At 72.3% G+C, this 25,771-nt stretch carries 23 protein-coding genes and 3 pseudogenes; 8 read left to right on the top strand and 18 right to left on the bottom strand.

Annotated elements, in window-relative coordinates; genetic code table 11:
- The first annotated feature begins 79 nt into the window (after positions 1-79).
- Positions 80-1,147, top strand: coding sequence for a polyprenyl synthetase family protein (locus AC5L38_RS06155; protein ID WP_495241772.1), 1,068 nt, complete (start codon positions 80-82; stop codon positions 1,145-1,147).
- Between the two features lie 101 nt (positions 1,148-1,248).
- Here AC5L38_RS06155 and thiE read toward each other — a convergent pair whose 3' ends face one another.
- From thiE to AC5L38_RS06140, 3 genes are read right to left on the bottom strand one after another with little or no spacing between them, the layout of a single operon-like run.
- The gene (thiE, locus tag AC5L38_RS06150; protein ID WP_495241771.1) at positions 1,249-1,890 is read right to left on the bottom strand and encodes a thiamine phosphate synthase; all 642 of its coding nucleotides are present in this window, start codon (positions 1,888-1,890) and stop codon (positions 1,249-1,251) included.
- Positions 1,868-2,242 (bottom strand): Rv2175c family DNA-binding protein, encoded by a 375-nt coding sequence (locus AC5L38_RS06145; RefSeq protein WP_495241770.1) that lies wholly within the window; start codon positions 2,240-2,242, stop codon positions 1,868-1,870. The genes thiE and AC5L38_RS06145 overlap by 23 nt, the downstream gene beginning before the upstream one ends.
- A 50-nt stretch (positions 2,243-2,292) precedes the next feature.
- Complete coding sequence (locus tag AC5L38_RS06140; protein WP_495241769.1) at positions 2,293-3,471, bottom strand: NAD(P)/FAD-dependent oxidoreductase; 1,179 nt, start codon at positions 3,469-3,471, stop codon at positions 2,293-2,295.
- A gap of 326 nt (positions 3,472-3,797) precedes the next feature.
- On the opposite strand from AC5L38_RS06140, the gene thiO reads away from it, so the two are divergent.
- The 4 genes from thiO to pknB all read left to right on the top strand — a co-directional run bounded on the left by thiO (position 3,798) and on the right by pknB (position 8,110).
- The gene (gene thiO, locus AC5L38_RS06135; RefSeq protein ID WP_495241768.1) at positions 3,798-5,084 is read left to right on the top strand and encodes a glycine oxidase ThiO; all 1,287 of its coding nucleotides are present in this window, start codon (positions 3,798-3,800) and stop codon (positions 5,082-5,084) included.
- Complete coding sequence (gene thiS / locus AC5L38_RS06130) at positions 5,081-5,281, top strand: sulfur carrier protein ThiS (RefSeq protein WP_344745009.1); 201 nt, start codon at positions 5,081-5,083, stop codon at positions 5,279-5,281. Before thiO ends, thiS begins: the two co-directional genes overlap by 4 nt.
- A gap of 6 nt (positions 5,282-5,287) precedes the next feature.
- Positions 5,288-6,094 (top strand): thiazole synthase, encoded by an 807-nt coding sequence (locus AC5L38_RS06125; RefSeq protein ID WP_495241767.1) that lies wholly within the window; start codon positions 5,288-5,290, stop codon positions 6,092-6,094.
- 75 nt (positions 6,095-6,169) lie between these two features.
- On the top strand, positions 6,170-8,110 hold the full coding sequence (pknB, locus tag AC5L38_RS06120) for a Stk1 family PASTA domain-containing Ser/Thr kinase (protein ID WP_495241766.1): 1,941 nt from the start codon (positions 6,170-6,172) through the stop codon (positions 8,108-8,110).
- A gap of 18 nt (positions 8,111-8,128) precedes the next feature.
- Here pknB and alc read toward each other — a convergent pair whose 3' ends face one another.
- From alc to uraD, 9 genes are all read right to left on the bottom strand, one after another.
- Positions 8,129-9,130 (bottom strand): allantoicase, encoded by a 1,002-nt coding sequence (gene alc, locus AC5L38_RS06115; protein ID WP_495241765.1) that lies wholly within the window; start codon positions 9,128-9,130, stop codon positions 8,129-8,131.
- A 64-nt stretch (positions 9,131-9,194) separates the two neighbouring features.
- Positions 9,195-10,508 (bottom strand): allantoinase AllB, encoded by a 1,314-nt coding sequence (allB, locus tag AC5L38_RS06110; RefSeq protein ID WP_495241764.1) that lies wholly within the window; start codon positions 10,506-10,508, stop codon positions 9,195-9,197.
- 24 nt (positions 10,509-10,532) lie between these two features.
- Positions 10,533-11,774 (bottom strand): glycerate kinase, encoded by a 1,242-nt coding sequence (locus AC5L38_RS06105; RefSeq protein ID WP_495241763.1) that lies wholly within the window; start codon positions 11,772-11,774, stop codon positions 10,533-10,535.
- Positions 11,775-12,107: 333 nt separating this feature from the next.
- On the bottom strand, positions 12,108-13,478 hold the full coding sequence (locus AC5L38_RS06100) for an 8-oxoguanine deaminase (RefSeq protein WP_495241762.1): 1,371 nt from the start codon (positions 13,476-13,478) through the stop codon (positions 12,108-12,110).
- A gap of 137 nt (positions 13,479-13,615) precedes the next feature.
- On the bottom strand, positions 13,616-14,089 hold the full coding sequence (locus AC5L38_RS06095) for a (2Fe-2S)-binding protein (protein ID WP_495241761.1): 474 nt from the start codon (positions 14,087-14,089) through the stop codon (positions 13,616-13,618).
- Positions 14,089-14,964, bottom strand: coding sequence for an FAD binding domain-containing protein (locus AC5L38_RS06090; protein ID WP_495241760.1), 876 nt, complete (start codon positions 14,962-14,964; stop codon positions 14,089-14,091). Before AC5L38_RS06090 ends, AC5L38_RS06095 begins: the two co-directional genes overlap by 1 nt.
- 6 nt (positions 14,965-14,970) lie before the next feature.
- Positions 14,971-15,891, bottom strand: a complete 921-nt coding sequence (pucL, locus tag AC5L38_RS06085; protein WP_495241759.1) for a factor-independent urate hydroxylase — start codon at positions 15,889-15,891, stop codon at positions 14,971-14,973.
- Position 15,892: 1 nt separating this feature from the next.
- Complete coding sequence (gene uraH, locus AC5L38_RS06080; RefSeq protein ID WP_495241758.1) at positions 15,893-16,222, bottom strand: hydroxyisourate hydrolase; 330 nt, start codon at positions 16,220-16,222, stop codon at positions 15,893-15,895.
- Positions 16,219-16,869, bottom strand: a complete 651-nt coding sequence (gene uraD, locus AC5L38_RS06075; protein ID WP_495241757.1) for a 2-oxo-4-hydroxy-4-carboxy-5-ureidoimidazoline decarboxylase — start codon at positions 16,867-16,869, stop codon at positions 16,219-16,221. Before uraD ends, uraH begins: the two co-directional genes overlap by 4 nt.
- Positions 16,870-17,284: 415 nt before the next feature.
- On the opposite strand from uraD, the gene AC5L38_RS06070 reads away from it, so the two are divergent.
- The gene (locus tag AC5L38_RS06070; protein ID WP_495241756.1) at positions 17,285-18,124 is read left to right on the top strand and encodes a deoxyribonuclease IV; all 840 of its coding nucleotides are present in this window, start codon (positions 17,285-17,287) and stop codon (positions 18,122-18,124) included.
- A 1,056-nt stretch (positions 18,125-19,180) separates the two neighbouring features.
- On the opposite strand, the gene AC5L38_RS06065 is transcribed toward AC5L38_RS06070, so the two are convergent.
- The 3 genes from AC5L38_RS06065 to AC5L38_RS06055 form a co-directional block, all read right to left on the bottom strand.
- A complete protein-coding gene (locus AC5L38_RS06065; protein ID WP_495241755.1) occupies positions 19,181-19,978 on the bottom strand; it encodes a LytR/AlgR family response regulator transcription factor in 798 nt (265 codons plus the stop codon).
- A gap of 76 nt (positions 19,979-20,054) precedes the next feature.
- Complete coding sequence (locus tag AC5L38_RS06060; RefSeq protein ID WP_495241754.1) at positions 20,055-21,284, bottom strand: histidine kinase; 1,230 nt, start codon at positions 21,282-21,284, stop codon at positions 20,055-20,057.
- A gap of 48 nt (positions 21,285-21,332) precedes the next feature.
- Entirely contained in the window at positions 21,333-21,995 is a 663-nt protein-coding gene (locus AC5L38_RS06055; RefSeq protein ID WP_495241753.1) for a sulfite oxidase-like oxidoreductase, read from the bottom strand.
- A gap of 68 nt (positions 21,996-22,063) precedes the next feature.
- Between AC5L38_RS06055 and AC5L38_RS06050 the strand changes: the two are divergent.
- A pseudogene (locus AC5L38_RS06050) lies at positions 22,064-22,255 on the top strand (3-deoxy-7-phosphoheptulonate synthase); the annotation flags it as partial.
- Here AC5L38_RS06050 and AC5L38_RS06045 read toward each other — a convergent pair.
- Positions 22,233-23,471: pseudogene (locus AC5L38_RS06045) on the bottom strand (RNA-guided endonuclease InsQ/TnpB family protein). The pseudogenes AC5L38_RS06050 and AC5L38_RS06045 sit on opposite strands and share 23 nt — an antisense overlap.
- A 122-nt stretch (positions 23,472-23,593) precedes the next feature.
- Between AC5L38_RS06045 and AC5L38_RS06040 the strand changes: the two are divergent.
- Positions 23,594-23,739: pseudogene (locus AC5L38_RS06040) on the top strand (3-deoxy-7-phosphoheptulonate synthase); the annotation flags it as partial.
- Positions 23,740-23,762: 23 nt separating this feature from the next.
- Here AC5L38_RS06040 and thiI read toward each other — a convergent pair.
- Together thiI and AC5L38_RS06030 are read right to left on the bottom strand one after the other, a co-directional pair.
- Complete coding sequence (gene thiI, locus AC5L38_RS06035) at positions 23,763-24,965, bottom strand: tRNA uracil 4-sulfurtransferase ThiI (protein ID WP_495241752.1); 1,203 nt, start codon at positions 24,963-24,965, stop codon at positions 23,763-23,765.
- Between the two features lie 135 nt (positions 24,966-25,100).
- Positions 25,101-25,730 carry a response regulator gene (locus AC5L38_RS06030; protein ID WP_495242073.1) on the bottom strand — a complete coding sequence of 210 codons (630 nt, stop codon included), beginning with the start codon at positions 25,728-25,730 and terminating at the stop codon, positions 25,101-25,103.
- Positions 25,731-25,771 lie beyond the last annotated feature (41 nt).

Genomic DNA, 25,771 nt, shown 5'->3' with positions numbered 1-25,771 from the left:
AGGTTGCTGTGACGTACGGCGACATGCCGCGTTTTCCCCCCAGAGCTGAAGCCCAGGGTCTCCACACTGGAGGTATTCGATGATCACTTCTGCAGCCGCGCTGGACATGATCCGGTCCGAGGTGGACCGCTCCCTTCGGCAGTTCGTCGAACGGCAGCGCCCACAGGTCAGCGCTCCGGAGCTTGCCCCGCTCGTGTCGGCGGCCGAGGATTTCCTCTCGGGCGGCAAGAGGCTGCGACCCGCCTTCTGCTACTGGGGCTGGCGTGGCGCGGGCGGGGACGACGATCCCGCGCTCTTCGCCGCCGCGGCATCGCTGGAGCTGCTCCAGGCCAGCGCCCTGGTGCACGACGACGTGATGGACGCCAGCGACCTGCGCCGGGGCATGCCCTCGGCGCACCGCAGGTTCGAGGAGCTGCACAGGCGGGCGGGCTGGCACGGCTCGGCCGAGCAGTTCGGCGAGGGGGCGGCCATCCTGCTGGGCAACCTGATGCTCATCTGGTCCGGTGAGATGTGGCGGAACAGCGGCCTGCCCGCCGACTCGCTGGCGGCGGCGCAGAAGGTCCACGACGACATGCGCACCGAGCTGATGTGCGGGCAGTACTTCGATCTGCTGGAGCAGGCGCACGGCGAGGGCACCTTCGACAGCGCGCTGCGGGTCGCCCTCTTCAAGAGCGGCAAGTACTCCGTGGAACAGCCGCTCCGGCTCGGCCTGGTGCTGGCCGCCCGGGGCAGGGAGCCGTGGATCGACCGGCTCTGCGAGGAGTACGGGCAGTCCGTGGGCATCGCCTTCCAGCTGCGCGACGACATCCTCGGCGTGTTCGGCGACCCGGACGAGACCGGCAAGCCCGCGGGCGACGATCTCCGCGAGGGCAAGCGGACCATGCTCATCGCCCGCACGCTGGCCGTGGCCTCGGAGTCCCAGGCCCAGGTGGTGCGCACCACGCTGGGCGACCCCGGCCTGGACGAGGCCGGGGTCGACCGGCTGCGCCGGATCATCGAGGAGACGGGGGCCCTCGTGGCGTGCGAGGACCTGATCAAGGGGTACCTGGAGAACGCCCTGGGCTCGCTGGAGGGCGCCCCGATCCTTCCCGAGGCCCGCGCGGCCCTGGCCGACCTCGCGGTGGCCGCCACCTCACGGCGGACCTGATCACGGCGGGCCTCATCGCGGTGAACCTGATCGCGCGCCTGACGCACACCTGACCGCCCCCCGGCGGGAGGACGCACGGTCCTCCGCCGGGTGGAAGGGCCTCAGGCGGGGGCGGCCAGCCTCCGCTTGAACTCCTCGGCCGCCGCCTTGGGGTCGTCGGCCTCGGTGATGGCCCGCACGACCACGATCCGGCGCACGCCGTACGACACGACCTCGTCCAGGTTGGCGAGGTCGATGCCGCCGATGCCGAACCAGGGCCGGTCGGTCTCCAGGGCCGCGGCGTGCCTGAGCAGGCCGGGGCCCGGGGCGAACCTGCCGGGCTTGGTGGGCGTCGGCCAGATCGGGCCGCAGCAGAAGTAGTCGACACCGGGCTCGACGGCCGCGGCGGACGCCTCCTCGGGGGCGTGAGTGGAACGCCCGATGAGGATGTCGTCGCCGAGCATGTCGCGCACGACCGGCACCGGCAGATCGTCCTGGCCGAGGTGGAGCACGTCGGGACGGATCGCGTAGGCGATGTCGGCCCTGTCGTTCACGGCCAGGAGGGTGCCGTGCCGGTCGCAGGCCTCGCGGAAGACGGCGAGGAGATCGAGCTCCTCGCGCGCCTCAAGACCCTTCTCGCGCAGTTGCACGATGTCGACCCCGCCCGAGAGGGCGGCGTCGAGGAAGTCCGCGAGGTCTCCCCGGTCACGACGTCCGTCCGTACAGAGATACAGGCGGGCGTCAGAAACCGAGGGCCTGGGCACGTCTCTTCACCTCGGTGTGGCGACCCGCCACGATCGCGTCGACCGGCGAGCCCGGCAGCGTGTCGTCGGGGGTGAAAAGCCAGCGAAGGGATTCGACGTCGTCGTATCCGGCGTCCAGGAGCACCGTGAGGGTCCCGGGGAGGCCCTTGACGACGTCTCCTTCGGTGAGGAACGCGGCGGGGACCTGTGGCTCACCACCGCCCCTGCGCACTCCGATGAGCTTGCGGTCCTTGAGAAGTTGCTTGGCGCGACCGGCGCTCAGGTTGAGCCTTCTGGCCACCTCGGTCAGGGTGAGCCACTCGCCCACCAGCTGGTCGGTTTCCCGGTCGATCTGCGCAACAGAAAGCGTCACGAATCCACCACTACCACATCGAGCCCTTCGCCAAACACCCGGCGGCGAGGTTACGCCACCGTACAATCGCGCAACGCTATCGCAGGGTCGGTGAGGCGATCGACGTCGAGGCGCTGGCCGCCCTCGATGAGGCGGCGCCCCTGGACGAGATCGCGGGGGCGGTTGACGGAGAGCACCGCGGTGAGCCGGTCGTCGCCGGTCACCCAGCAGATCGCCCACCTGGGCTTACCCTCGGCCGACGGGTCGCCGCGCAGGATCAGGCGGGCGCCGTCGTGGTGGCCGGCGTACTGGACCATGTGGCCGAACTGCTCGGACCAGAAGTAGGGGACCGGGTCGTAGATCGCGGCGTCGCCGACGAGGGTGGCCGCCGCGACGTCCGGGGCGCCCAGGGCGGTGTCCCAGTGCTCGACGCGCAGGCGGATGCCGTAGCGGCGCGACCACCAGGCCGCGCAGTCGCCCACCGCGACCACGCCGGGCAGCGAGGTGCTCAGGTGCTCGTCGGTGACCACGCCGTTGTCGAGCCTGATGCCGGACCCGGCCAGCCACTCGGTCGCGGGCCGCACGCCCACGCCGGTGACGACCACGTCTGCCTCGATCGCCGAGCCGTCGGCCAGGGTGAGCCCCCCGTGGTCGACGGAGGCGACCATCGTGCCCAGGCGCAGATCGACGCCCGCCTCGGCGTACCAGGGGGCGGTGTACGCGCCGACCTGGCCGAGCGCGGCGGCCAGCGGGGTGTCGGCGGCCTCGACGACGGTCACGGCGCAGCCCGCCCTGCGGGCGGCGGTGGCCACCTCGGCGCCGATCCAGCCCGCGCCGACGACGGCGACCGTGGTCTTCGCGCCGAGCAGCGAACGCAACTGGAGCGCGTCGTCGATGGTGCGCACCACGTGCTGGGGGCCGTCGCCGCGCAGCCTGATCGGGCTGGCGCCGGTGGCGACGACCAGGCCGTCGTAGGCCAGCTCGCCCTCGGTGGTCTCGACCACGCCGGGGTGGAGCCCCTTGGCGGACACGCCCGCGCGGAAGTCGACCTCAAGCGCGTCGAGGTCGGAGTCGACGACCGTGGAGTCGGTCTCGCCGAGCAGCACCCCCTTGGACAGGGGCGGGCGGTCGTAGGGCCGGTGCCGCTCCTCCCCGATCAAAGTGATCTTGCCGCCGAACCCGCGGGCCCGTAATGCCTCCACGCTGCGCACACCGGCCAGGCCGGCGCCAACCACCACGACATGATTCACACTTCCCGACCATAAGCGGGAACCCCGTACTCCTACCAACGGTCGTTGATAACGAAAACGGGATTTACCTCACATCCGACGCGCTAAGTGTGTTGCCCGAACCCTTAGGGTGGGGGTGAAGACGCGCGGGAGCCCGGAACGCACCGGGCTGAGAGGAGGGCTGCGGGCGGGGAAGGACCCTGCGAGCCGGTGATGTGCGAGGAGACGCGCCCTGGGGCGCGATCCGGCACGGCACGGGCGAGCGAGGTCCGGAAGACGTCCGCGAGCGAGCCCTCGACCGCCACGAACCTGATCCGGGTCATGCCGGCGAAGGGAGCGGAGCACGTATGGCGGACCATTTCGATCTTCTCGTCGTCGGCGGCGGCGTGATCGGCCTGTCGGTGGCGTGGCGCGCCGCCCGGCGGGGGCTGAGGGTGGCGGTGGCCGACCCCGCGCCGGGCTCCGGCGCCTCGCACGCGGCGGCGGGCATGCTGGCCCCGGTCAGCGAGGTCACCTACACCGAGGAGCCCCTGCTGCGGCTGGGCCTGGCCTCCCTGGAACGCTGGCCCGCCTTCGCCGCCGAGCTGGCGGACGCGAGCGGGCACGATCTCGACCACCGCACCGACGGCACGCTCGACGTCGCCTTCGGCTCCGACGACCTGGGGGCGCTGGACGACCTCGCCGCGTTCGTCTCCAGGCTGGGACTGCCCGCCGAGCGGCTCACCGGCCGCGAGTGCCGCCGCCTGGAGCCCATGCTGGCCCCCGCCGTCCGGGGCGGCCTGCTCGCGGGCGGCGACGCCTGGGTGGACCCCAGAAAGGTCACCGCGGCACTCCTGGCGGCCCTGGAGCGCGCGGGCGGCGCCCTGGTGCGCGCCCGGGTGGCCGGGCTGCTCACGACCTCGGGAACGGTCACCGGGGTACGCCTGGCGGGCGGCGAGACCGTCGGCGCCGACCTGGTGATCCTCGCCGCCGGAGCCTGGTCGGGCTCACTGGAGGGGATGCCCCCGGAGGCGCTGCCCCCGGTGCGGCCCGTCAAGGGCCAGATCATGCGGCTGCGCTCCCCCGCGCCGATCCTTCGGCGGTGCGTGCGCGGGGTCGTCCACGGCTCGCACGTCTACCTGGTGCCGCGCGGCGACGGCGAGATGGTCCTCGGCGCCACCCAGGAGGAGATGGGCTTCGACACCCGCGTCACCGCCGGGGGGCTGTGGGAGCTGCTGCGCGACGCGCGCGAGCTCGTGCCCGGGGTTACCGAGCTGGAGGTGGCCGAGGTGGCCGCGGGACTTCGTCCCGGCACCCCGGACAACCTGCCGCTGATCGGCCCCACGGTGGTGCCCGGTCTCCATCTGGCCACCGGGCACCACCGGGGCGGGGTCCTGCTCGCGCCGCTCACCGCCGACCTCTGCGCGGGCGAGGCGGGCACAGCGCTCCCGGCGCTCCCGGCGCTCCCGGCGCTCTCGGCGCTCTGCTCCCCGCTCCGCTTCCGGGAGCCCGGCCCCCGACAAGACCGCTCCCTGGCACACGACTCCCGGGAGCGCGCCCTCCAGGAGTACACGGGGCACACCGAACGCACAGGGCATACCGGGCACACCGGGCACACCGGGCACACGGAGTACACACCGCAGGAGCACCGATGAACGTGACCATCAACGGCGCCGCGCACGAGCTGCCCCCGGGGGCGACCGTCGCGCAGGCCGTACAGCGGCTGACCGGGGTACGGAGCGGGGTGGCCGTCGCGGTGAACGACGAGGTCGTCTCGCGCGGTGCCTGGGAGTCGACGGCGCTCGCGGAGGCCGACCGCGTCGAGGTGCTCACCGCGGTTCAGGGAGGTTGACCGGTGATGGCGGACATGGCGGACACAGCGGATACAGCGGACGATCTGATCATCGGCGGGGAGAAGTTCTCCTCCCGCCTCATCATGGGTACCGGGGGCGCGCCGTCCCTGGAGATCCTCGACCAGGCGCTCGCCGCCTCGGGGACCGAGCTGACCACGGTCGCGATGCGGCGGCTCGACCCGGCCGCGCGGGGCTCGGTGCTCGACGTGCTGCGCCGGCGCGACATCAAGGTGCTGCCGAACACCGCCGGCTGCTTCACCTCGGGCGAGGCCGTGCTGACCGCCAGGCTCGCCAGGGAGGCGCTGGAGACGAACTGGGTCAAGCTGGAGGTCATCGCCGACGAGCGCACCCTGCTGCCCGACCCCATCGAGACCTTCGACGCGGCGGAGCGGCTGGTCGCCGACGGGTTCACGGTGCTGCCCTACATCGGCGACGACCCGGTGCTGGCGCGCAGGCTGGAGCAGGCGGGCTGCGCGGCGGTGATGCCGCTGGGCGCGCCGATCGGCTCGGGGCTGGGCGTCCGCAACCCGCACAACATCGAGCTGATCGTGGAGTTCGCGAGCGTGCCGGTGATCCTGGACGCCGGGATCGGCACGGCCAGCGACGCGGCGCTCGCCATGGAGCTGGGCTGCGACGCGGTCCTGCTGGCCACGGCGGTCACCCGGGCGCAGCGTCCGGACCTGATGGCGCGGGCGATGCGCTCGGCCGTCTCGGCCGGGCGGGCGGCGCGTATGGCCGGGCGGATACCCCGGCGTCGCTACGCGGAAGCCTCCTCCCCCGCGATCGACAGCCCACCCCCGGTTCATCGATAGAAAACCACCACGTCTCGGCATCGGTTTGGGATTCGGGGATCCTGTCGGCGCCAAATCGCCCGTAAACTCGGCCTCGTGGACACGACGCTTACGGACCCCCTGGTCGGGAAACTCCTCGACGGGCGTTACCGCGTTGAGTCCCGGATCGCCCGGGGCGGAATGGCGACCGTCTATCTGGCCCTGGACGTCCGGCTCGACCGCACGGTCGCCGTCAAGGTGATGCACCGCTCGCTCGCCGAGGACCCCGCCTTCGTACGGCGCTTCATCGGCGAGGCCAAGTCGGTGGCCAGCCTGTCGCACCCCAACGTGGTGCACGTGTTCGACCAGGGCACGGACGGGGACAACGTCTACCTCTCGATGGAGTACGTGCCGGGGCGGACCCTGCGCGACGTGCTCCGCGCCCGGGGCAGGCTGCCCGCCCGCGAGGCGCTGGAAGTCATGATCCCCGTCCTCGCCGCGCTGGGCGCCGCCCACCAGTCCGGCCTGATCCACCGGGACGTCAAGCCGGAGAACGTGCTGCTCGCCGACGACGGCAGGGTCAAGGTCGTCGACTTCGGCCTGGCCCGCGCGATCGAGGCGAGCAACCAGACGCGCACCGGTGTCATGATCGGCACCATCGGCTACATGTCGCCCGAGCAGGTGACCTCGGGGGGCGCCGACGCCCGCAGCGACGTCTACGCGTCCGGCATCATGCTGTTCGAGCTGCTGACCGGCCGCCAGCCGTACGAGGGCGAGACCCCGATGTCGGTGGCCTACCGGCACGTGCACGACACGGTGCCCGTGCCCTCGGCGCTGCTGCCCGGCTCCTCCCCGCTGCTCGACACCCTGGTGGCCAAGGCGACGGCCCGCGACCCCGCGCACCGTCCTGCGGACGCCACCGCGCTGCTGGTCGCCGCCGTCGAGGCGCACCGGATGCTGCCCAGGGAGAGCGGCCCGGTGCCGTCCCTGCCCGTCGGCCCGCCGCAGGGCCACGAGCCGGTGGCGCCCGCGCCTCCCGCCCCGGCCAACCACACGCTGATCCAGCCCCGCGCCGACCTGCTCACCGGCCCGGCCGGCGACCGCCACGAGGCCGCCCCCAGGGCGCGCCGGAGCTCGGGGGCCCGCTGGTTCCTGATCGGGCTGGCCGTGGTCATGGTGATCGCGGTGGGGGTGACCGGCTGGCTGTTCTCGCAGAACACCTCCATCGTGGTGCCCGCCACCCTGGTGGGCAAGAACGTCACGACCGCCACCGGCGAGGCCAGGCGGAGCGGCTTCACGGTCGAGACGGGCAAGGCCGAGCACGACGAGAAGGTTCCCAAGGGGATCGTGCTGCGCACCGAGCCCGGCGCGGGCACCGAGGTCGAGCCGCAGAGCAAGCTCGTCCTCATCGCCTCGGCCGGTCCCAAGCGGGTGGCGGTGCCCAACGTGGTGGGCATGACCGATCCGCAGGCCAGGAGCGAGCTGGCGAAGTTCTCCCTGCGCGTCGACGACGTCAGGAGGCAGGCCAGCGAGACCGTGCCGCGCGACCAGGTGATGCGGACCATCCCCGCCGTGGGGAACCCGGTCAGGGAGAACAGCAAGGTCGACCTGGTCGTGAGCGCGGGCCTGGTCATGCCGGACATCAGGGGCATGCCCCGCGACCAGGCCGACGCGGTGCTGCGCGGGGCCGGGTTCGTCCCCGAGTTCGTCGAGCAGACCGACTCCGCCCAGCCGTGCACCGTCATCGCCCAGGACCCGCGGCCCAAGGCCGAGGTCGACCGGGGCGCGGTTGTCCGGCTCACCCTGTCGCAGTGCGGCGGCGAGTGGCGCTGGCCCTGGGAGCGCGAGGGCGAGCCCCCGCCCGGTGACGGCGGCGAGAACGTCATCGTGATCCCGAACATCGTGTTCAAGGACTTCCGGGCGGCGCAGAACGAGCTGCGCGCCGCGGGGGTCACGGTGAAGCTGAAGCGCGCCCTGGGCAAGGGCAGGGTCCTGGCCCAGATCCCGGCGGGCGGCCAGGCGGTCCCGCCCGGCACCCAGGTCACCATCTGGTACTGACACCCCTGCCGGCGCGGGTCAGCCCCCGGCGAGGAAGCCGTGCAGGCAGACCCGCGCCAGGCCGCCGTCGGGATGGATGTCCACCCTGGCGTACGCGGCCGCGGGCGCGTCCCGGACGCGGAAGCGGTGCCGGGTGTCGGGCAGCAGGCGGGTCCTGGGCAGCAGCGGGAACCAGGTGGTGCCGTCCGCGCTGCCCGTGACGGAGACCTCGGCGGGGGCGTTGAACACCAGGTTGGTGGTGTCGATCTCGGCGAGGCTGACGACGCCGGAGCCCGCCAGGCGGATCACCAGCCAGTCGTTGCCGCCGTCGCGGCGGCGGGCGGTCTCCCAGCCCTCGGCCTGGTGGCGGGCGAGCCCGGGTGAGATGGCGTTGTTGGGCGAGGAGTAGAACTCGTTGGAGCAGGCGGTGACGAGCGCGCCGTTCTCCAGGGCGGCCAGGTCCAGGCCGAGTCCCTCGTACAGGGACAGGTCGGGCCTGACCTCGCCGTGCACCCGCAGGCGGGCGATCCCCCCGTCGGGGAACATGTTCAGCCGCACGTGCGTGTAGCGGCGCTCGCCGGACACCGCGAAGAGGTGCTCGGCGTCCCCTTTGAGGTCGCTCCTGGGAACGATCTCCACCCAGCCGGCCGTCTCCAGCTCGGCGACGGTGGGGTAGCCCTCGACCTCGGCGGCCTCGACGGAGGCGTACGGCGGGTAGTTGCCCTTGAACCAGGCGGTGTCGATCACGACGCCCCTGACCACGCCGGGCATGCCGAGCCTGACCAGGGCCCAGTCGTGGCCGGGCTCGCGGCGCCTGCGGGTCTCCCAGCCGTCGTAGACCTGGCCCTTGGCCCCGAAGGTGTGCGGCATGAAGCCGGGGCGGCCCGGCCTGATGAGGCTCTCCTTCTCGGCGAAGGACTCGTCGTTGGCCGCGACGACCGAGCCGCCGAGGGTGCGCAGGGCGAGGTCGGGCAGCGCGGTGAACCCGGCCGGGAATCCGGTCGGCAACCCGGTGGTGAACTCGGTGGTGAACTCGGTCAAAGGGAGAGCCTTTCTCGCGGGGAGCCGGCCCGGCCGCCGGAGTCGTTCCACAGGGCCGGCGGGTCTACAGCAGGACACCCCGGGGATCCCTACCCACGGCCCGGCCGCGCAGCCACGTCGTGCGTACCTCCCCCAGCAGCGTCCTGCCGTGGTAGGGCGTGACCGGGTTCCTGTGGTGCAGGGCGGAGACGTCCACGGTGTGGACGGCGTCGGCGTCGAAGGCGACCAGGTCGGCGTCCGCGCCCACCGCGATGGCCCCCTTGCCGCGCAGCCCGGCCAGCTCGGCCGGGTTCCCCGCCATCCAGCGCACGACGTCGCCCAGGTCGTGCCCGCGTCGCGCGGCCTCGGTCCAGACGGCGGTCAGGCCGAGCTGCAGGGAGGAGATCCCGCCCCAGGCGGCGGCGAAGTCGGGCACCTTCAGATCGGGGGTGGAGGGCGAGTGGTCGGAGACGACGCAGCCGAGCACCCCGTCGGCGAGGCCGCGCCAGAGCTCGTCGCGGTTGGCCGAGGAGCGGATCGGCGGGCAGCACTTGAACTGGGTGGCGCCCTCGGGCACCTCCTCGGCCGTCAGCGTGAGGTAGTGCGGGCAGGTCTCCGCGGTGAGCCTGACCCCCTCCCGCCGGGCCTTCGCCAGCGGTTCCAGGCAGAGCGCGGACGACACGTGCAGGATGTGCGCCCGCACCCCGGTCTCCCCCGCCAGCGCGGCGACCCGTTCGACGGCGCGGCGCTCGGCCTCCCCCGGCCGGGAGCCGAGGAACTCCGGGTATCCCGGCCCCCCGGGATCGGCGAGCAGCGCGGGGTCCTCGGCGTGGACGACCAGCAGGCCGTCGAAGGAGGCGATCTCCGTCATGGCGGCCCGCAGCCCGGCCTCGTCCAGCGGCGGGAACTCGTCCACGCCCGACGGCGACAGGAAGCACTTGAACCCGCGCACGCCCGCCTCGTGCAGCGGCCGCAGGTCCCCGACGTTGCCGGGGACCGCCCCGCCCCAGAAGGCGACGTCCACCGCGCACTGCCCGTCCGCGGCCCTCCTCTTCACCTCCAGGGCGTCCGCGTCCACGGTCGGCGGCAGCGAGTTGAGCGGCATGTCCACGATCGTGGTCACCCCGCCCGCCGCGGCCGCCCGGGTGGCGGAGGCGAACCCCTCCCAGTGGGTGCGGCCGGGCTCGTTGACGTGCACGTGGGTGTCGACCAGGCCGGGCAGCAGCGCGACGCCGCCGAGGTCGACCCGCTCGACGGCGTCCGGCCCGGCGTCGTGGGCGTGCACCCCGACGATCTTTCCGTCCCGTACGGCGACCGCCGCCGGTCCCTCTCCCTCGGGCAGCACGGCCCTGCGGGACCGGATGACCAGATCCGGTATGTTCTCAGCCCCTGCGCTCATCCGCTCTCCGTTCCTCGCCGCCTGTCAGAGGTGCCTTTCCGCGACCGTGCGGGCGAGCCGCTCCAGCAGCGGGCCCGCCTGGGACATGCACACGGCCGGGTCGGGCTCGATGTCGGTGAGCGCGTAGGCGGCCGTGATGCCCGCCGCGTTCAGCTCCTCGTCGCCGAGACTCCGGCGCCCGCAGACCGCGACGACCGGGACCCCGGCCTTGGCCGCCGCGCTCGCGACCCCCGCGGGCGCCTTGCCGCGCAGCGTCTGCTCGTCGAGCGAGCCCTCACCGGTGACGACGAGTCGCGCGCCCTCCAGCCGGTCGCGGAAGCCGAGCAGCTCCAGGAGGTAGTCGATGCCGGGGCGGAAGTCGGCCGCCAGGAAGGCGAGCGCGGCGAAGCCCACTCCCCCCGCGGCGCCCGCGCCCGGCTGCCCCGCCACGCCCATCGATCGGACGACGCCGTCGTGCTCGATGGCCCCGACCAGGCCGTGGGTGTGCGCGGCGACGGCGGCGAGCCGGGCGAGGGCCCGGTCGAGCAGCTTCACGTCGTCGGGGCTCGCGCCCTTCTGCGGCCCGTACACGGCGGCGGCGCCGTGCGGGCCGAGCAGCGGGTTGTCCACGTCGCCCGCGACCACGAACTCGACCCCGTCGATCGGGACGAGCCCGGAGGTGTCGATCCTCTCCAGGTCACGGAGGGCCGCTCCCCCGAAGGGGAGGTCCCGCCCCTCGACATCCAGGAAGCGGACGCCGAGCGCCCGCATCATGCCCGTGCCGCCGTCGGTGCAGGCGCTGCCACCGAGGCCGAGCACGACCCGCCGGGCCCCGCGCCGTAGGGCGTGGGCGATCAGCTCGCCGGTGCCGTGGCTGGTCGCGGTGAGCGGGGCCGGCTCGACGCCCTCGTGCGCGGGGGACCCCGCCGGGGCCGCGGGCCCCGAGGCGGCCGGCAGCCGCCGCAGGCCGGAGGCCTCGGCCAGCTCGACGACCGCCGTCGGCACGTCCTCTCCCGGGGAACCGCCCTGCGGCGGGGCGGCGTCGCGCCAGGCGTAGGAGGCGAGGACCGGTTCGCCGACGGGGCCGGTGACCTCGACCTCGACGCGGGTGAACCCGCAGGCCACGACGGCGTCCACGGTGCCGTCACCGCCGTCGGCCACCGGCAGCGCGACCGTGGCGACGCCGGGCCCGAGGCCCGCCGCGACCCGCGCGGCGACCTCGGCGCCGGTCAGCGAGCCCTTGAACTTGTCCGGGGCGATCACGACGTGTCCCGACGACTCAGACAACCCTGCTCCCTGGTGACGGATGGGCGGCACGCGTCCCCGGCCGGTACGAGCGGACGGGAGACGGATGCCGGAACCCGGTGAGACGGAGCACCATCTTGACATCCGCCCCCGGACGCACCGGACGCCCGGTCCCCTCCCCCGGATGTCGCGGACGTCCCGGGCGCGGGGTCCTCCCCGGACGCCCCGGGCGGCCGATCCACCCCGGACGTTCCGAGAGGCCGACCCACCCCGAACACACCGGGCGGCCGATCCACCCCGGACGCCCCGGGCTCACCGGGTTCACCGGGCGCCCGGTCCTCCCCGGCGACGTCTCCGGGCCGACGGCGGGGAAGGTCACACGATCCCGAAGCCCTGCTCCGCGGCCAGGCGCATGAGGCGGCGGTGCGCCTCGCCTCCCGCGCGGCCGAGCTCGTCCTGGGCGACGGTGCGCAGCTCGTCGTCCTCGACCACGGTCCTGCCGCCGATCAGCAGCCGGGCCAGCGGGGGCTGCCGGGTGCCGAAGACCAGGGCGCAGACCGGGTCGGCGACCGCGGAGGCGAATGCCCCGGTGCGCCAGAGGGCGATGTCGGCGAGCTTCCCGGCCTCCAGGGAGCCGAGCTCCTCCTGGCGGCCCAGGTTCCTCGCCCCGCCGAGGGTGGCGATCTCCAGGGCCTGCCGGGCGGTGAGCGCGGTGGGCCCGTACCTGGCCCGCTGGAACAGCAGGGCCTGCCGCATCTCGCCGGAGAGCGAGGTCAGCTCGGCGGAGGCGCTTCCGTCCACCCCCAGACCGACGTTCGCGCCCCGGTGGAGCATCTCGGAGACGCGGGCGATCCCGGCGCCGAGGCGGCCGTTGGAGCTGGGACAGTGCGCCGAACCCGTACCGGTCTGGGCGAAGACGTCGATGTCGCCGTCGCTCAGGTGGACGGCGTGGGCGAACCACACGTCCGGGCCGAGCCAGCCGAGCTTCTCCATGTAGTCGACCGGGCGCTGCCCGACCTGCCGCAGGCAGTGCTCCTCCTCGTCGAGGGTCTCGGCGAGGTGGGTGTGCAGGCGTACCCCCTTGGACCTGGCCAGCGCGGCGGCCTCGGTCATCAGCTCGGCGCTGACGGAGAACGGCGAGCAGGGGGCGACCGCGACGCGGAGCATGGAGGAGAAGGACGGGTCGTGGTAGGTGTCGACGGCCTCGGCCGTCGCGTCGAGGATCTCGTCGAGCCGCTCGACCACGACGTCCGGCGGCAGGCCGCCCTGCGACCTCCCCCGGTCCATCGAGCCCCGCGCGGGGTGGAAGCGCAGGCCGACCTCGCGCGCCGCCTCGATCTCCGCGGCGAACAGGTCCCCGCGCCCCTTGGGGAAGATGTAGTGGTGGTCGCTGGAGGTGGTGCAGCCGGACAGCGCCAGATGACCCAGCCCCGCGCCCGCCGCGCCCCTGACGACCTCGGCGTCCATCGCGGCCCACACCTGGTAGAGCGCCGTCAGCCACTCGAACAGGGTGGCGTCCTGGGCGAGCCCCTGGGAGGCCCACTGGTAGAGGTGGTGGTGGGTGTTGACCAGGCCGGGGGTGGCCAGGCAGCCGGTACCGTCGATCCTGGCCGCTCCCGGGACCTCCGGCGCGGGCCCCGCGCCCACGGCCGCGATCCTGTCGCCCTCGACGTGGATGTGCGCCGAGGGGATCTCCGGGCCCACGACCGGGGCGATGTGGACGTTCTCGATCAGGGTGGAACTCACGGGCCGCCGCCTTCCACGCGGACGTTCTCGACCAGGGTGGAACTCACCGACCGCCGCCTTCCACACGGACGTTCTCGACCAGGGTGGAACTCACCGACCGCCGCCTTCCACACGGACGTTCTCGATCAGGACGGGAATCACCGGGCCTCCGCCTTCCGCGCCGCGGCGAGGCGTACGGCGTCGAGGATCTTCTCGTAGCCGGTGCACCGGCACAGGTTGCCCGCCAGCGCCTCGCGGATCTCCGCGTCGGACGGCCGCGCGACCCGTTCGATCAGGTCGTGGGCCTGGACGAGGAGGCCGGGGGTGCAGAAGCCGCACTGGACGGCGCCGCACTCGACGAAGGCCTCCTGGATCGGGTCGAGCCGGTCGCCGTCGGCGAGCCCCTCGACGGTGCGGACCTGCCGCCCCTCTGCCTGCCCGGCCGCGACCAGGCACGCGCAGACGGGGACCCCGTCGAGGTAGACCGTGCAGGAGCCGCACTCGCCCTGCTCGCACGCGTTCTTGGAACCCGGCAGGCCGACCCGCTCGCGCAGGACGTACAGGAGGCTCTCGCCCTCCCAGACGTCGTCGGCGGTCTCCGTGCGGCCGTTGACGGTGAAGGTGACGCGCATCAGCCGGCCCTCCTCTCGAAGTGTCCGGAGCGGAACTCGTTCCACGCCCAGGTGAGGGTGCGCCGCGCCATCACCGCGATGGCGTGGCGCCGGTAGCCGGCGGTGCCGCGCACGTCGTCGATCGGCGAGGCGGCCTCGGCGGCCAGCTCGCCGAAACGGCCGAGCACCGCGGGATCGAGCCGCGCCTCCCAGTCGAGCTCGGCGGCGAGGAACTCCTCGGCGGCGACGGCGCGGCGCGGGGTGGGGGCGGCCGAGCCGATGCCGGTGCCGACCCGGCGCTCGTCGGGGTGGAGCGCGATCGCGAACGAGCAGACCGCGATCACCATGGCGTTGCGGGTGCCGACCTTGGAGAAGTACTGGGGGCCGCTCGCGGGGCTGATCCAGAACGCCCGGATCAGCTCGCCGGCCTCCAGCGCGCTGCGCTTGACCCCGAGGTAGAAGTCGGCCGCCGGGATCATCCGCACGCCTCCGGCCGCGGACTCGACCTCGACGACCGCCTCCCCCGCCAGCAGCGGCGGGTGGCTGTCCCCGGCGGGCGAGGCAGCGCCGAGGTTGCCCCCCACGGTGCCCCGGTTGCGGATCTGCGGCGAGCCGACCGTTCGGGAGGCCTGCGCCAGGCCGGGCAGCCGGTCGCCGAGCTCGGCGATGAGCCGGGCGTACGTCACGCCCGCGCCGATCCTGAGCCTGCCGTCCGGTTCCTCGCTCCACTCCGCGAGCTCGGCGACCCGGTTCAGGTCGAGCAGCGCGCCGGGCCGCCGCACGTCGAAGTTGAGCTCGACCATCATGTCGGTGCCGCCCTGGATGGGGACCGCGTCCGGCCGGTCGGCCCTGGCGGCGAGTGCCTCCGCCCACGTGGCGGGTCGCAGGAAGTCCATTGTCGATCACTCCCACGCGAAGCGGGCGTCGGGGGCGTCGTCGCGCAGCACGCTGCCCTCGATCAGCCCGTAGGGACGGTCGGCCGCGTGGAACACCTCGTTGGGGTTGTCCAGCCCGAACGGGGTGAGGTCGACCAGGAAGTGGTGCTTGTTCGGCATCGCCAGGCGCACCTCGCAGACCTCCTCGCGGGCGTTCAGCACCCGCTCGCCCATCGCGTAGAGCGTCTGCTGCAGCGACAGGCTGTAGGTCTCGGCGAACGCCCCGAGCAGGTGGCGGCGCACCTCGTCGTACGACTCCCCGTACGCCGTCCCCGATCCGTACGCCGTCCCCGGCGGTTCCGCGCCGGGCAGGTGCCGCCAGCGGGCCGAGACGGCGGTGGCGAGGACGCGGTCCTTGGTCGGCGGGAGGGTGGTGTACTCGTCCTCGACGAATCCGGAGAACTCCGAGTCGGTCGAGTTGAGCACCACCAGGTCCCTCAGCCCGGAGACGACGGTGGTGGTGCCGTCGCGGTCGTGGTGGACGGCGCAGGTGCGCGTCTCCCGGCCGGAGCGGACGAAGGAGTGCCGCCCGCGCTCCCCGGCGACGTCGTCGGACACCGGGATGCGGTCCCAGAAGTGCTCCTCGATCTCCACGCGGGCGTGGTGGACGGTGGGCTGCGACTCCACGTAGTGGCGGGCCAGCAGGATCGCGAAGTCCTCGATCTCCGCCACGCCGTGCTTCCTGGCGAAGGCGTAGACGGTGTTCTTCTGCGTGTCGGTCGGCAGGACCGCGGCGTTGTCCCCGGTGAGGTGGACCGCCTCCATCTCGCCGGACAGCGCCGAGCCGACGGTGACGTCCTTGATGTGGTGGACGCCGCCGTCCCTGACGACACGGACCAGGCGGGTCTCCGCCTTGCCGTAGCGGTTGGGGCCGAGAACGACGGGCATGCTAGCTCCCTCGATACGTCGAGTAGGCGAACGGGCTGAGCAGCAGGGGCACGTGGTGGTGCTCGGCCGGGTCCGTGACCGTGAAGTCGATCGAGACCCTGGGGTAGAAGGCGTCCACCGCGCGGGCCGCGAAGTAGCCGCCGGTGTCGAAGACCAGGCGGTGCTCACCCGCCCCGCAGGTCCATCCCGCGATCCGCCCGTCGGCGTCGGTGACGCCCTCGGCGAGCACCTCGCCGTCCCGCTCGGGGCTTCCCGGTCTTTCCAGGCGTACGGCGACCCCCGCCGCGGGCCTGCCCAGGGCGGCGTCCAGCACGTGGGTGGACAGGCTCATGCGGGACCTTTCCCGAGGGTGCGATCTTCGAGGGGCAGGGGGCTCGTGGCGGCTCCCAGGAGCTTCGCCAGCCGCAGACGGGTGATCTTCGCGAGTTCGGTCCTGACGACGTCCCGTTCGGTGTCCTCGTCGTTGCCGAGCCGCTCCGTGAGACGGGCCAGCATCTCCTCCGCCGACAGGCCGGTGGCGCAGATCAGGTAGACGTGGCCGAAGCGCCGCTCGTAGGCGCGGTTGCCCTCCGCCAGCCGGTCGAGGACCTCCCGCCCCGCCGTGTCGACCCCCGCCTGCTCCCCGCGTGACCAGGCCGCCTCCCTCGCCGAGTGCCCCTCCGCGGGGTTTTCCCCGCGCCGCTCCGAGAGGCCGGGCGGCTCGGAAGCAGCGGTGGGACCATCCTCCCGGGGCGGCTCGCCGATCCGGGGGTGGGCGGCCAGCGCCTCGCGGACGCCGGGCCAGTCCAGCCCCCGCACGGCGGCCTCCGCCACCTCGCCCAGCCGGTCGAGGTCGCGGTAGGGGCGCAGCGCGGCCACCTCCCGGGCGAAGGCCCGGCAGGCGCAGCAGGCCAGCAGCCCGGCCTCGGCCTCCTCGGCGCCCAGCGCGTTGAACGCGGCCAGCCCCGGGACCGGCGGTGCGGAGTTCACCTTAGGCATGTGAGCAGTACACACACCGCCGGTGTGCGCGGTCCAGCGCCAAGAACCGCAAAGTGAGCCATGATTTGCCCCGGATTTTCGTAACATGCTCCAAACCGGTTGATCTTCATCGCCCGCTCACCTCCGTGACGTGCGGCCGAAAGCCCCGCGCAGCCGCGAAATCCGGCCGCCACCGGGTTACCGGCCTCGGCGAAACGGACCGGTCGACCCGCCGAATCACCGTCGAGCCTTCATGGGCGCCCCATCCGGCTCTCGTACGCCACTCCGGCCCGCCACGTCCCCCGCACCACTTCCCGTTCGGAGACAGGGAGTGAGAACGAGTGACGGTATGTCACGGCGGGCGACGGCGGCGATAAGGAACACCGATCGCCGGGGGCGGGTCAACCCCCTGGGTGACGCCTAAAATGGAGGCACTATGACTTCACTCTCCCCCATCGGCGGGCACGTCTCCGTCACCGGCGGTCTCGCCAAGGGCGGGCTGCGCTACGCCGCGGACATCGGCGCCGAGATGATCCAGGTGTTCGTCACCAACCCCCGCGGCTGGGCGCTCGCCGCGGGCGACCCCGCCCAGGACGCCGCGCTGCGCGAATCGGGCGTGCTGTCCTTCGTGCACGCCTCCTACCTCGTCAACATGGGGTCTCCCAGCCCCGAGACGCTGGAGAAGTCGGTGGCCACCGTGCGGCACAACCTGCTGCGCGGCCACGCGATCGGCGCGAAGGGAGTGGTCGTCCACACGGGGTCGGCGGTGAGCCAGCCTCGTGACGCCGCCCTGCGCCAGCTGCACGAGCACCTCCTGCCGCTCCTGGAGGAGATCCCCGAAGACGGGCCCGACCTGCTGCTGGAGTCGATGGCCGGGCAGGGCGGGGTGCTCTGCGCGACCGTCCAGGACCTGGAGCCCTACCTGGAGGCCCTCGACTGGCACCCGAAGGCGAACATCTGCTTCGACACCTGCCACGTCTTCTCCGCCGGGCACGACCTGTCGACCTCCGAAGGCGTCAAGGAGACCCTGGACGCCCTGCACGCGATCGCCCCGGGGCGGCTCAAGCTGGTCCACGCCAACGACTCCAAGGACCCGAGCGGCTCCAGGAGAGACCGGCACGAGAACATCGGCGCCGGCCACATCGGCTCCGCCCCCTTCGCCGAGATGATGCGCCACCCGGCGGTGGCGGGGGTGCCGTTCTGCATCGAGACGCCGGGCGGCGCCGAGAAGCACCGCGAGGACATCGACGCTCTCAAGAAGCTCCGCGACACCTGATCCCGCGACCGGCTGCCCGCCGATGGTCACCGGCGGGCAGGGCCCGCGTCCCCTGAAGCCGCGAGATCAGACGGGACGCCCGTCCTCGTGATCCGGCCGCCCCCGTGTGGCCGGATCACGGTCCGGCCGCTGGCTAACGCGGGCGTCCCGTCACATCGGAGATCGGCGGCCCCTCCCCTTCCGGCCAAGGACCCGGCGGCCGAGTGACCGGATGTCTCCGGCTCTCGACGGTCACCCGGTATCCGCGCGTCAGGCCTTTGCGAGCCTTGCGGCTCCGTGTCCCCCCTGACGCGGCGGGTCTCGCTCTCCGATGAGGGAACACTAGAGGCGCGTCCAGACGAGCGAGCGGCGCTTTCCCTCCAGCGCGATTAACGGTTCGTAGTTGTCGATGTACGGAGAGTGGCAGCGCGACGAACGGCGGCCGACGGACGACGAACGGTCGATCGGGGGCATCCGGTGCCGGTGAGACCACCGGTACGGAAAGGCGCCGCCGGGACACGTGAGACGCGCGCCGACGCACGGGATCCGGAATCGGGACCTCGGCGACGGGGCAGGTAGGCGTTCCGGCCGATGGTCACCGCCGGCGAGCACAGGACACCGTCCGGGCCACGGCCGAGGAGGACTCGAGGCGACGTCTGAAGACACGACCGAAGGCCCGGCGGCCGGGAGCGGGCGTTACCGGGGTCCACCCGGGCGTGAATCGCCACACGGGGGCGTAGGGGTACGCAAGAGGGCCTGAGGCGGGGTGTACGGCGACCGCAGGCGGTCGCATAACCTCCGAGAGAGGCAAGGGGTCACCCGGGCGCGCACGGCTCACCGGCGCGGGCGGGAAGGAACGCGCAACCCGACAGAAGGAGCCCCTCGCCCCAGGAAAGCGCGCGGCCCCGCAGAGATGCCCTCACCTTCACAAGGGCCACGCCTTCACAAGGGCCACGCCTTCAGAAGGAGCACGCCTTCAGAAGAACCACGCCCTCAGAAGAACCACGCCCTCAGAAGCACTACGCCCTCAGAAGAACCACGCCAGCAGGACCCTCACGCCCCAGGGGCGGGGCGCGGCTAGCGGAGGGCGGCGGAGGGCAGGGATCTGCCCCGGGCCACTCCGGGGACGGCCGGGTGGTCGCGGAACTGGCGGATGAGCCGCTCGCGGACCTGGCGGGTGTGGCGGCGGCTGACCGGGAGCGTCTCGGTGCCCACCCTGAGCATCACCCGCCCTCCGTCGAAGCGCAGCTCGCTCACGTGACGCACCGAGACCAGCGTGCTGCGGTGCACCCTGATGAACCCCGATCCGGCCCAGCGCCGCTCCAGGGCGGCGAGCGGCATGCGGACCAGGTAGCTGCCCTCGTCGGTGTGCAGCCGGACGTAGTCGCCCTGCGCCTCGGCGAACCAGACGGCCTGCTGGGGCACGAACCTCGTCCGCCCGGCGAGCTCGACCGGGATGACGTCCTCGGACACCGGGTCGGCCGCCGCGGGGGTCGCGGGGATCAGCGCCTCCAGGCGCCGCACCGCCTCGGCCAGCCGGTCGGCCCGAAGCGGCTTGAGCAGGTAGTCGACCGCCTCCAGCTCGAAGGCCTGCACCGCGCACTCCTCGTGGGCGGTGACGAAGACCAGCCGGGGCGGGTTGGGGAAGCCCGCGATGAGCCTGGCCAGGTCGAGGCCGTCGAGGCCGGGCATCCGGATGTCGAGGAAGACCCCGTCCAGCCGCTCGCCCGTACCGATCATCTGGACCATGTCCTGGAGCGCGGTGACGCCGCCCACGGCGGTGGACACGTGCTCGATCCGGGGGTCCTGGCGGAGGAGATAGGCGATCTCCTCAAGAGCGGGGACCTCGTCGTCAACGGCCAGGACTCGCAACATGACCCTACGCTGCCCCCTCGACCACATCCGCCGCAAGCTTCATCGCGACTTCAGGTAATACTTTGACTACAAGTAGCTATGGTCGGGGGAGCTTGGGCACGCGGAGCCTCACCGTGGTGCCCGCGTTCGGGGCACTCTCCACGACCAGGCCGTAGTCCTCGCCGTAGATCTGCCGGAACCGCACGTCCACCCCGGCCAGCCCGATCCCCTCCTCCTCGTCCCCTCGCGGGTCTCCGTGGGAGTCCCCGTGCGGGCCCGCGTACGACCCCAGGCGCGAGAAGCCGCCGTCGAGGAGCAGCCGGGTCCGCTCGGGGGACATGCCCAGGCCGTCGTCCTCCACGCTGATGTGCGCCTCGGGACCGGCGTCGCTGACCACCACCCGCACCTCGCCGTGGCGTCCCGCCGCGGCCACCCCGTGCCTGACGGCGTTCTCCACCAGGGGCTGCAGGCACAGGAACGGGACGGGCAGCGACAGCACCTCCGGCGCGACCCGGAGGGTGACGCGCAGCCGGTCGCCGAACCTGGCACGTTCCAGGAGCAGGTAGCGGTCCACGCAGTGCACCTCCTCGGCGAGGGTGGTGAAGTCGCGGGCCCGGCGCAGCGCGTACCGGTTGAAGTCGGCGAACTCCACCAGCAGTTCCCGTGCCCGGTCGGGGTCGGTGCGGACGAAGGAGGCGATGGTGGTCAGCGCGTTGTAGACGAAGTGCGGGGACATCTGGGCGCGCAGCGCCCGCATCTCGGCCGCCATCGTCCGCCGCCGCGAGGAGTCGACCTCGGCCAGCTCCAGCTGCCCGGAGACCCACCGGCCGACCTCGGTGACGGTCCGCACCAGCGCCGCGCTCACCACGGTGTCGTACGCGGCGAGCGCGCCGACCACCCGCCCGTCGACGGTGAGCGGCACGACGACGCCGCCCCGGACGGCGCAGCCGGGCGTGTCGCAGGCCAGCTCCTCCGGGGCCATCACGCGCGGGCGGGCGGAGGCGAGGACCGCGCGGGCGTGCTCGGGCGCGTGGTCGCGGTGGCAGCCCGCCGCGCCGTCCCAGGCGAGCAGGCCGCCGGGGTCGACGACCGCGATGGCGCCGGTGCCCAGCAGGGCGCGCAGGTGGCGGACCGCCTTGCGGGCGGACTCGCGGGTGAGCCCGGCCCGCAGCGAGGGGGCCGCCATCGCCGCGATGTGCAAAGTGAGGAAGGTGGCCTCGTCCGTCGGACCGCCGGAACGGTCCGGGTGCTCCCGCCGCGGGCGGGGAAGAAGGAATCCGAGGAGGACACTGAGGGCGCAGAGCAGCGCCCAGCCGGTCGTCGACATGCGGGAAACCGTAGTCAACCCGCCCCTCTGATCAGGGAAGAACGCAGATCACGGCGGGCCTTCGCCCGCTTCCTCCTGATAGGAGTAGCGCTGCTCACGCCAGGGGTCGGCGATGTTGTGGTAGCCGCGCTCCTCCCAGAAGCCGCGCTTGTCCTCCACCAGGTACTCCACGGCGCGGACCCACTTGACGCTCTTCCAGGCGTACAGGTGCGGGACGATCATCCGCACCGGGAACCCGCGCTCCGGGGAGATGGGCTTCTCGTCGAACTCCAGCGCGAACATCGTCTGGGAGCGTACGAAGTCGCTCAGTCGGACGTTGGCGCTGTAGCCGTACTCGCCCCAGATCATCACGTGCTTCACGTCGGGCGCGGGCGGGGCGATCTCCATCAGCGTCTTCGTGGACACCCCGCTCCACTCGTTGCCCATGATCGAGAACTTGGTGACGCAGTGGAAGTCGGCCACGATCGTGGTGCGCGGCAGCTCGGAGAACTGGGGCCAGGTGAAGCGGTGCTGCTCGCCCGACGCGGTCGCGCCCATGACGTGCAACTGCCAGGTCGCCGGGCGGAACGTGGGCACCCGGCCGTAGTGGATCACCGGTCTGCCCCGTGGGACGTACTGGCCCGGGGGCAGGCGAGGCTCCTCCGGCGATTCGGACTGCTCCACCGTCACTCCCCTCGCCGTTTCCCCGCTGGCACGGGGTAATCCTGCCATCGTCGGTTTCCCGGCATCCCGGTGGCCACCGCGTAACCCTCTTCCACGGGTCACGGGACAGACGCGTTCTCGGCGACGTACGCGAGCAGACTGGGCTGCCCATCGTCACCGAGGTCATCGACGCCGACGACGTGAAGCTGGTGGCCTCCTACACCGACATGCTTCAGGTCGGTACCCGCAACGCGCAGAACTTCGCGCTGCCGCATGTCGTCGGCGCCTCCGGCAAGCCGGTGATGCTCAAGCGCGGGTTGACATCCTCCCACGGCTAAAGCCGGGGACTCCAACCCTCACCGGTTGGGTTTCCTGCTTCACAGGGCCGCGCCCTCGCCGCTTTCGCGGATCGGGTCTTACCAGCCCTCCACAGGCGTTTCACCTCTCCGCCAGCCCGGCGGCGAGAATGTTCTTCGCGGCGTTCACATCCCGATCATGGGACGCGCCGCAGGCACACACCCAGTCCCGGACGCCCAACGGCATGGACCGCTGGATCGCGCCGCAAGCCGAGCACAGTTTCGAAGAGGGCAACCACCGATCCACGACCAGGAGTTCTCGCCCGTACCACTGCGCCTTGTACTCCAGCATGGACCGCATCTCCCGCCACGAGGCGTCCGAGATGGCGCGGGCCAGGCTGTGGTTCTTCACCATGTTGCGCACGGTGAGGTCCTCGATCACGACCGTTTGGTTCTCACGGACGAGACGAGTGGTGACCTTATGCAGATGATCACGGCGCCGATCGACGATTCGGGCATGAACGCGGGCGACCTCAACCTTGGCTTTGGCTCGGTTGGCCGACCCCTTCTCCTTGCGAGCCAGGGCGCGCTGAGCCTTGGCGAGCTTGCGGCGGTCGGCCCGCTCGTGCTTGGGATTGACGATCTTCTCTCCGGTGGAGAGCGTCGCCAACGCCGTGATACCCGCATCCACCCCGACCGTGTCGACTGTCGGAGGGAGCGGGCAAATGCGGTCCTCGCACAGGATCGCCACGAACCAGCGCCCCGCCGCGTCCTTCGACACCGTCACCGTGGACGGCTCCGCACCTTCAGGCAGAGGGCGTGACCACACGATGTTCAGCGGGCCGTTCATCTTCGCCAGGGTGAGCCGACCATTGCGGTATTTAAACGCGGAGCGGGTGTATTCGACGCTGCGGCGGGACTTCTTACGGGACTTGAACGTCGGATACCTCGCCCGCCGGGCGAAGAAGTTCACGAACGCCGCCTGCAGGTGCCGCAATGCCTGCTGCAACGGCACCGACGACACCTCGTTCAAGAACGCCAGCGCGTCAGTGCGCTTCCACTCCGTCAAGGCGGCCGACGACTGTACGTAGGAGACCCTGCGGCCTTCGAGGATGTAGGCGCGGGTCCGCTCTTCCAGAGCTTTGTTATATACCAGGCGGGCGCAGCCGAACGTACGAGACAGCTCCGCCGCCTGCTCGTCCGTCGGATGAAAGCGGAACTTGAAAGCCCGCTTCACGATCTGCGCCACGCTTCAGAATTCTGCCGCAAGATCAGCTGAGCATGACCATGTGCTCGATCCCAGACCACGCGGCGCCGTGCCGCGTTTCCTCCCCAGGGCTAAAGCCGTGGTCTCCACGCTGGAGGTATCCGATGAGCGCCACGATCGAGGAGTGGCTGATGGCCGCCAAGTACGTCGCCCGGCGCGGCAACCTCGGCATCGTGCTGTGCGAGGGCGAATCCGCACCTTCGAGACCTCCACCAGCAACACCCCGGACGTCCCGGCGGTCCCGCACGCCCCCTCGGATGCGGCCCGAGGGGGTCAGGCGTCGATCTTGTACTCCTGCAGGGAACCGGCCAGCTGGACGGCGAGCTCCTCGGCGTCGAGGCGGCGCTCGATCTTCTTCAGGTCGGCGACCTTCGCGGCGGTCTCGGCCTTGCGGGGGGCCAGGAGCGTGCAGCAGTCCTCGTCGGGCAGCTCGGAGATCGCCAGGGTGCCGATGCGGCGGGCCTCGGCCATGATCTCGGTCTTGTCGAGGCCGATGAGGGGACGCAGGATCGGCATGTCGACGGCGTCGTCCTGGGCGGTGATGTTCTGCAGGGTCTGCGAGGAGACCTGTCCCAGGGAGTCGCCGGTGACCAGGGCCCCGGCGCGCAGGCGGCGGGCGACCTCCTCGCCGGTCTTCAGCATCAGGCGCCGCTGCGTGATGATCGCCAGGCGGTCCTGCCCCGAGGCCTTGATCGACTGCTGGGCCTTGCCGAACGGGACGACCCACAGCCGGGACCCGCCCTGGAACTTGTCGAGTGCCCTGACCAGGGCGTACGCCTTGTAGATGGACTCCGAGGTGGTGAAGGGGATGCCGGAGAAGTGCAGGAAGTCGACCCGCAGGCCGCGGCGCATCATCCGGTAGGCGGCCACCGGGGAGTCGATGCCGCCGGACATCAGCACCAGGCCCCTGCCGCTGGTGCCGACCGGCAGCCCGCCCTGGCCCGGCTGCCCGCCGGTGAAGACGAACGCCTCGTCGCGGTCGACCTCGATGGAGACCACCAGCTCGGGGCGCTTCAGGTCGACCGGCAGGCCGTAGATGTCGTTGAGCTCGCCGCCGACCGAGCGGTCCAGCTGCATCGAGGTGAGCGGGAAGCGCTTGTCGCGGCGGCGGGAGCGCACCGCGAAGGAGACGCCGCGCCTGACGTCGTCGCGGTCGGCCAGCAACTCGATGGCGGCCTTGGTGATCGTCGAGGGGTCCTTCTCCACCCGCCAGGCGCGGTGGACCCAGACCAGGCCCGGGACGTACGAGACACGCTCGGCGACCGCGTCGGCGATCTCCGCACCGCTGCCGTCCGGCAGGAAGAGCGCGATCACACCGTGGCGCTGCCGTACGTCGACCTTGACGCCGACGTCCTTCAGGGCGGCCTTGATGTTGGCCTGCAACCTGCGCTCGAAGAGCTCGCGGTTGTTGCCCTTGAGGACGACCTCGCCCAGTTTGAGCAGAACGCAGGGCTCGCCCAAGGCGGACATGGTCATGGTGCGACCTCCGGTGGAACTTCGAGGGGGACGGGGAGTCGGGAGACGCCGGGGAACCGATATCGGGGAACCTCGGTCAAGTCTCTCGCGTGCTCGCGCAAAGACAACGTCTCGACCTTGTCACTTTAGTCGCGCTTACGACTCGTCGAGGCCCTGCTCGATCGCGTAGCGGACCAACTCCACCCGATTGTGGAGCTGGAGCTTGTTCAACGTGTTCTGGACGTGGTTCTGCACCGTCCGGTGCGAGAGCACGAGACGCTCGGCGATCTGCTTGTACGACAGGCCCTTGGCGACCAGGCGAAGCACCTCGGTCTCCCGCTCGGTCAGCCGGGGGGTCGCCTCGGGCGCGGGCCTGGCCGCCAGCCTGCGGTACTCCCCCAGGACGAGTCCCGCCAGGCCGGGGGTGAACACCGCGTCGCCCTCGGCGGTGCGCCTGACCGCGTCGAGGAACTCCTCCTTGCTCGCGGATTTCAGGAGGTATCCGGACGCGCCGGCCTTGACGGCCTCCAGCACGTCCTCCTGCTCGCCGCTGGCCGACAGCATCAGCACCCTGGGCGGCGGCTCCGACGCGGCCAGCCTCCTGGCCACCTCGACGCCCGGCAGGTCGGGCAGTTGCAGGTCGAGCACGACCACCTCGGGCCGGACCGCCGCGGCCACCCGGACCGCCTGCCGCCCCTCCCCGACCGTCGCCACGACCTCGTACCCGGCCTCGGCCAGGTCCCTGGCCACCCCGTCCCTCCACATCGGGTGGTCGTCCACCACCATCACGCGCATTGGCCCACCTTAGAACCGTTCTGTCCCGACCG

This window comes from Streptosporangium nanhuense (assembly GCF_059358815.1).
This window is presented reverse-complemented; position numbering and strand designations above follow the sequence as displayed.

Excerpts from the sequence above, each read along its gene's own strand:
- AC5L38_RS06060 (WP_495241754.1), bottom strand. The coding sequence starts at position 21,284 with ATGTCGACGACCGGCTGGGCGCTGCTCTGCGCCCTCAGTGTCCTCCTC.
- AC5L38_RS06095 (WP_495241761.1), bottom strand. The coding sequence starts at position 14,089 with ATGCGCGTCACCTTCACCGTCAACGGCCGCACGGAGACCGCCGACGAC.
- pucL (WP_495241759.1), bottom strand. The coding sequence starts at position 15,891 with ATGCCCGTCGTTCTCGGCCCCAACCGCTACGGCAAGGCGGAGACCCGC.
- AC5L38_RS06125 (WP_495241767.1), top strand. The coding sequence starts at position 5,288 with ATGGCGGACATGGCGGACACAGCGGATACAGCGGACGATCTGATCATC.
- AC5L38_RS06070 (WP_495241756.1), top strand. The coding sequence starts at position 17,285 with ATGACTTCACTCTCCCCCATCGGCGGGCACGTCTCCGTCACCGGCGGT.
- AC5L38_RS06065 (WP_495241755.1), bottom strand. The coding sequence starts at position 19,978 with ATGTTGCGAGTCCTGGCCGTTGACGACGAGGTCCCCGCTCTTGAGGAG.
- allB (WP_495241764.1), bottom strand. The coding sequence starts at position 10,508 with ATGAGCGCAGGGGCTGAGAACATACCGGATCTGGTCATCCGGTCCCGC.
- AC5L38_RS06055 (WP_495241753.1), bottom strand. The coding sequence starts at position 21,995 with ATGGCAGGATTACCCCGTGCCAGCGGGGAAACGGCGAGGGGAGTGACG.
- thiI (WP_495241752.1), bottom strand. The coding sequence starts at position 24,965 with ATGACCATGTCCGCCTTGGGCGAGCCCTGCGTTCTGCTCAAACTGGGC.
- uraH (WP_495241758.1), bottom strand. The coding sequence starts at position 16,222 with ATGAGCCTGTCCACCCACGTGCTGGACGCCGCCCTGGGCAGGCCCGCG.
- thiO (WP_495241768.1), top strand. The coding sequence starts at position 3,798 with ATGGCGGACCATTTCGATCTTCTCGTCGTCGGCGGCGGCGTGATCGGC.
- uraD (WP_495241757.1), bottom strand. The coding sequence starts at position 16,869 with ATGCCTAAGGTGAACTCCGCACCGCCGGTCCCGGGGCTGGCCGCGTTC.
- thiS (WP_344745009.1), top strand. The coding sequence starts at position 5,081 with ATGAACGTGACCATCAACGGCGCCGCGCACGAGCTGCCCCCGGGGGCG.
- AC5L38_RS06090 (WP_495241760.1), bottom strand. The coding sequence starts at position 14,964 with ATGGACTTCCTGCGACCCGCCACGTGGGCGGAGGCACTCGCCGCCAGG.
- AC5L38_RS06030 (WP_495242073.1), bottom strand. The coding sequence starts at position 25,730 with ATGGTGGTGGACGACCACCCGATGTGGAGGGACGGGGTGGCCAGGGAC.
- AC5L38_RS06155 (WP_495241772.1), top strand. The coding sequence starts at position 80 with ATGATCACTTCTGCAGCCGCGCTGGACATGATCCGGTCCGAGGTGGAC.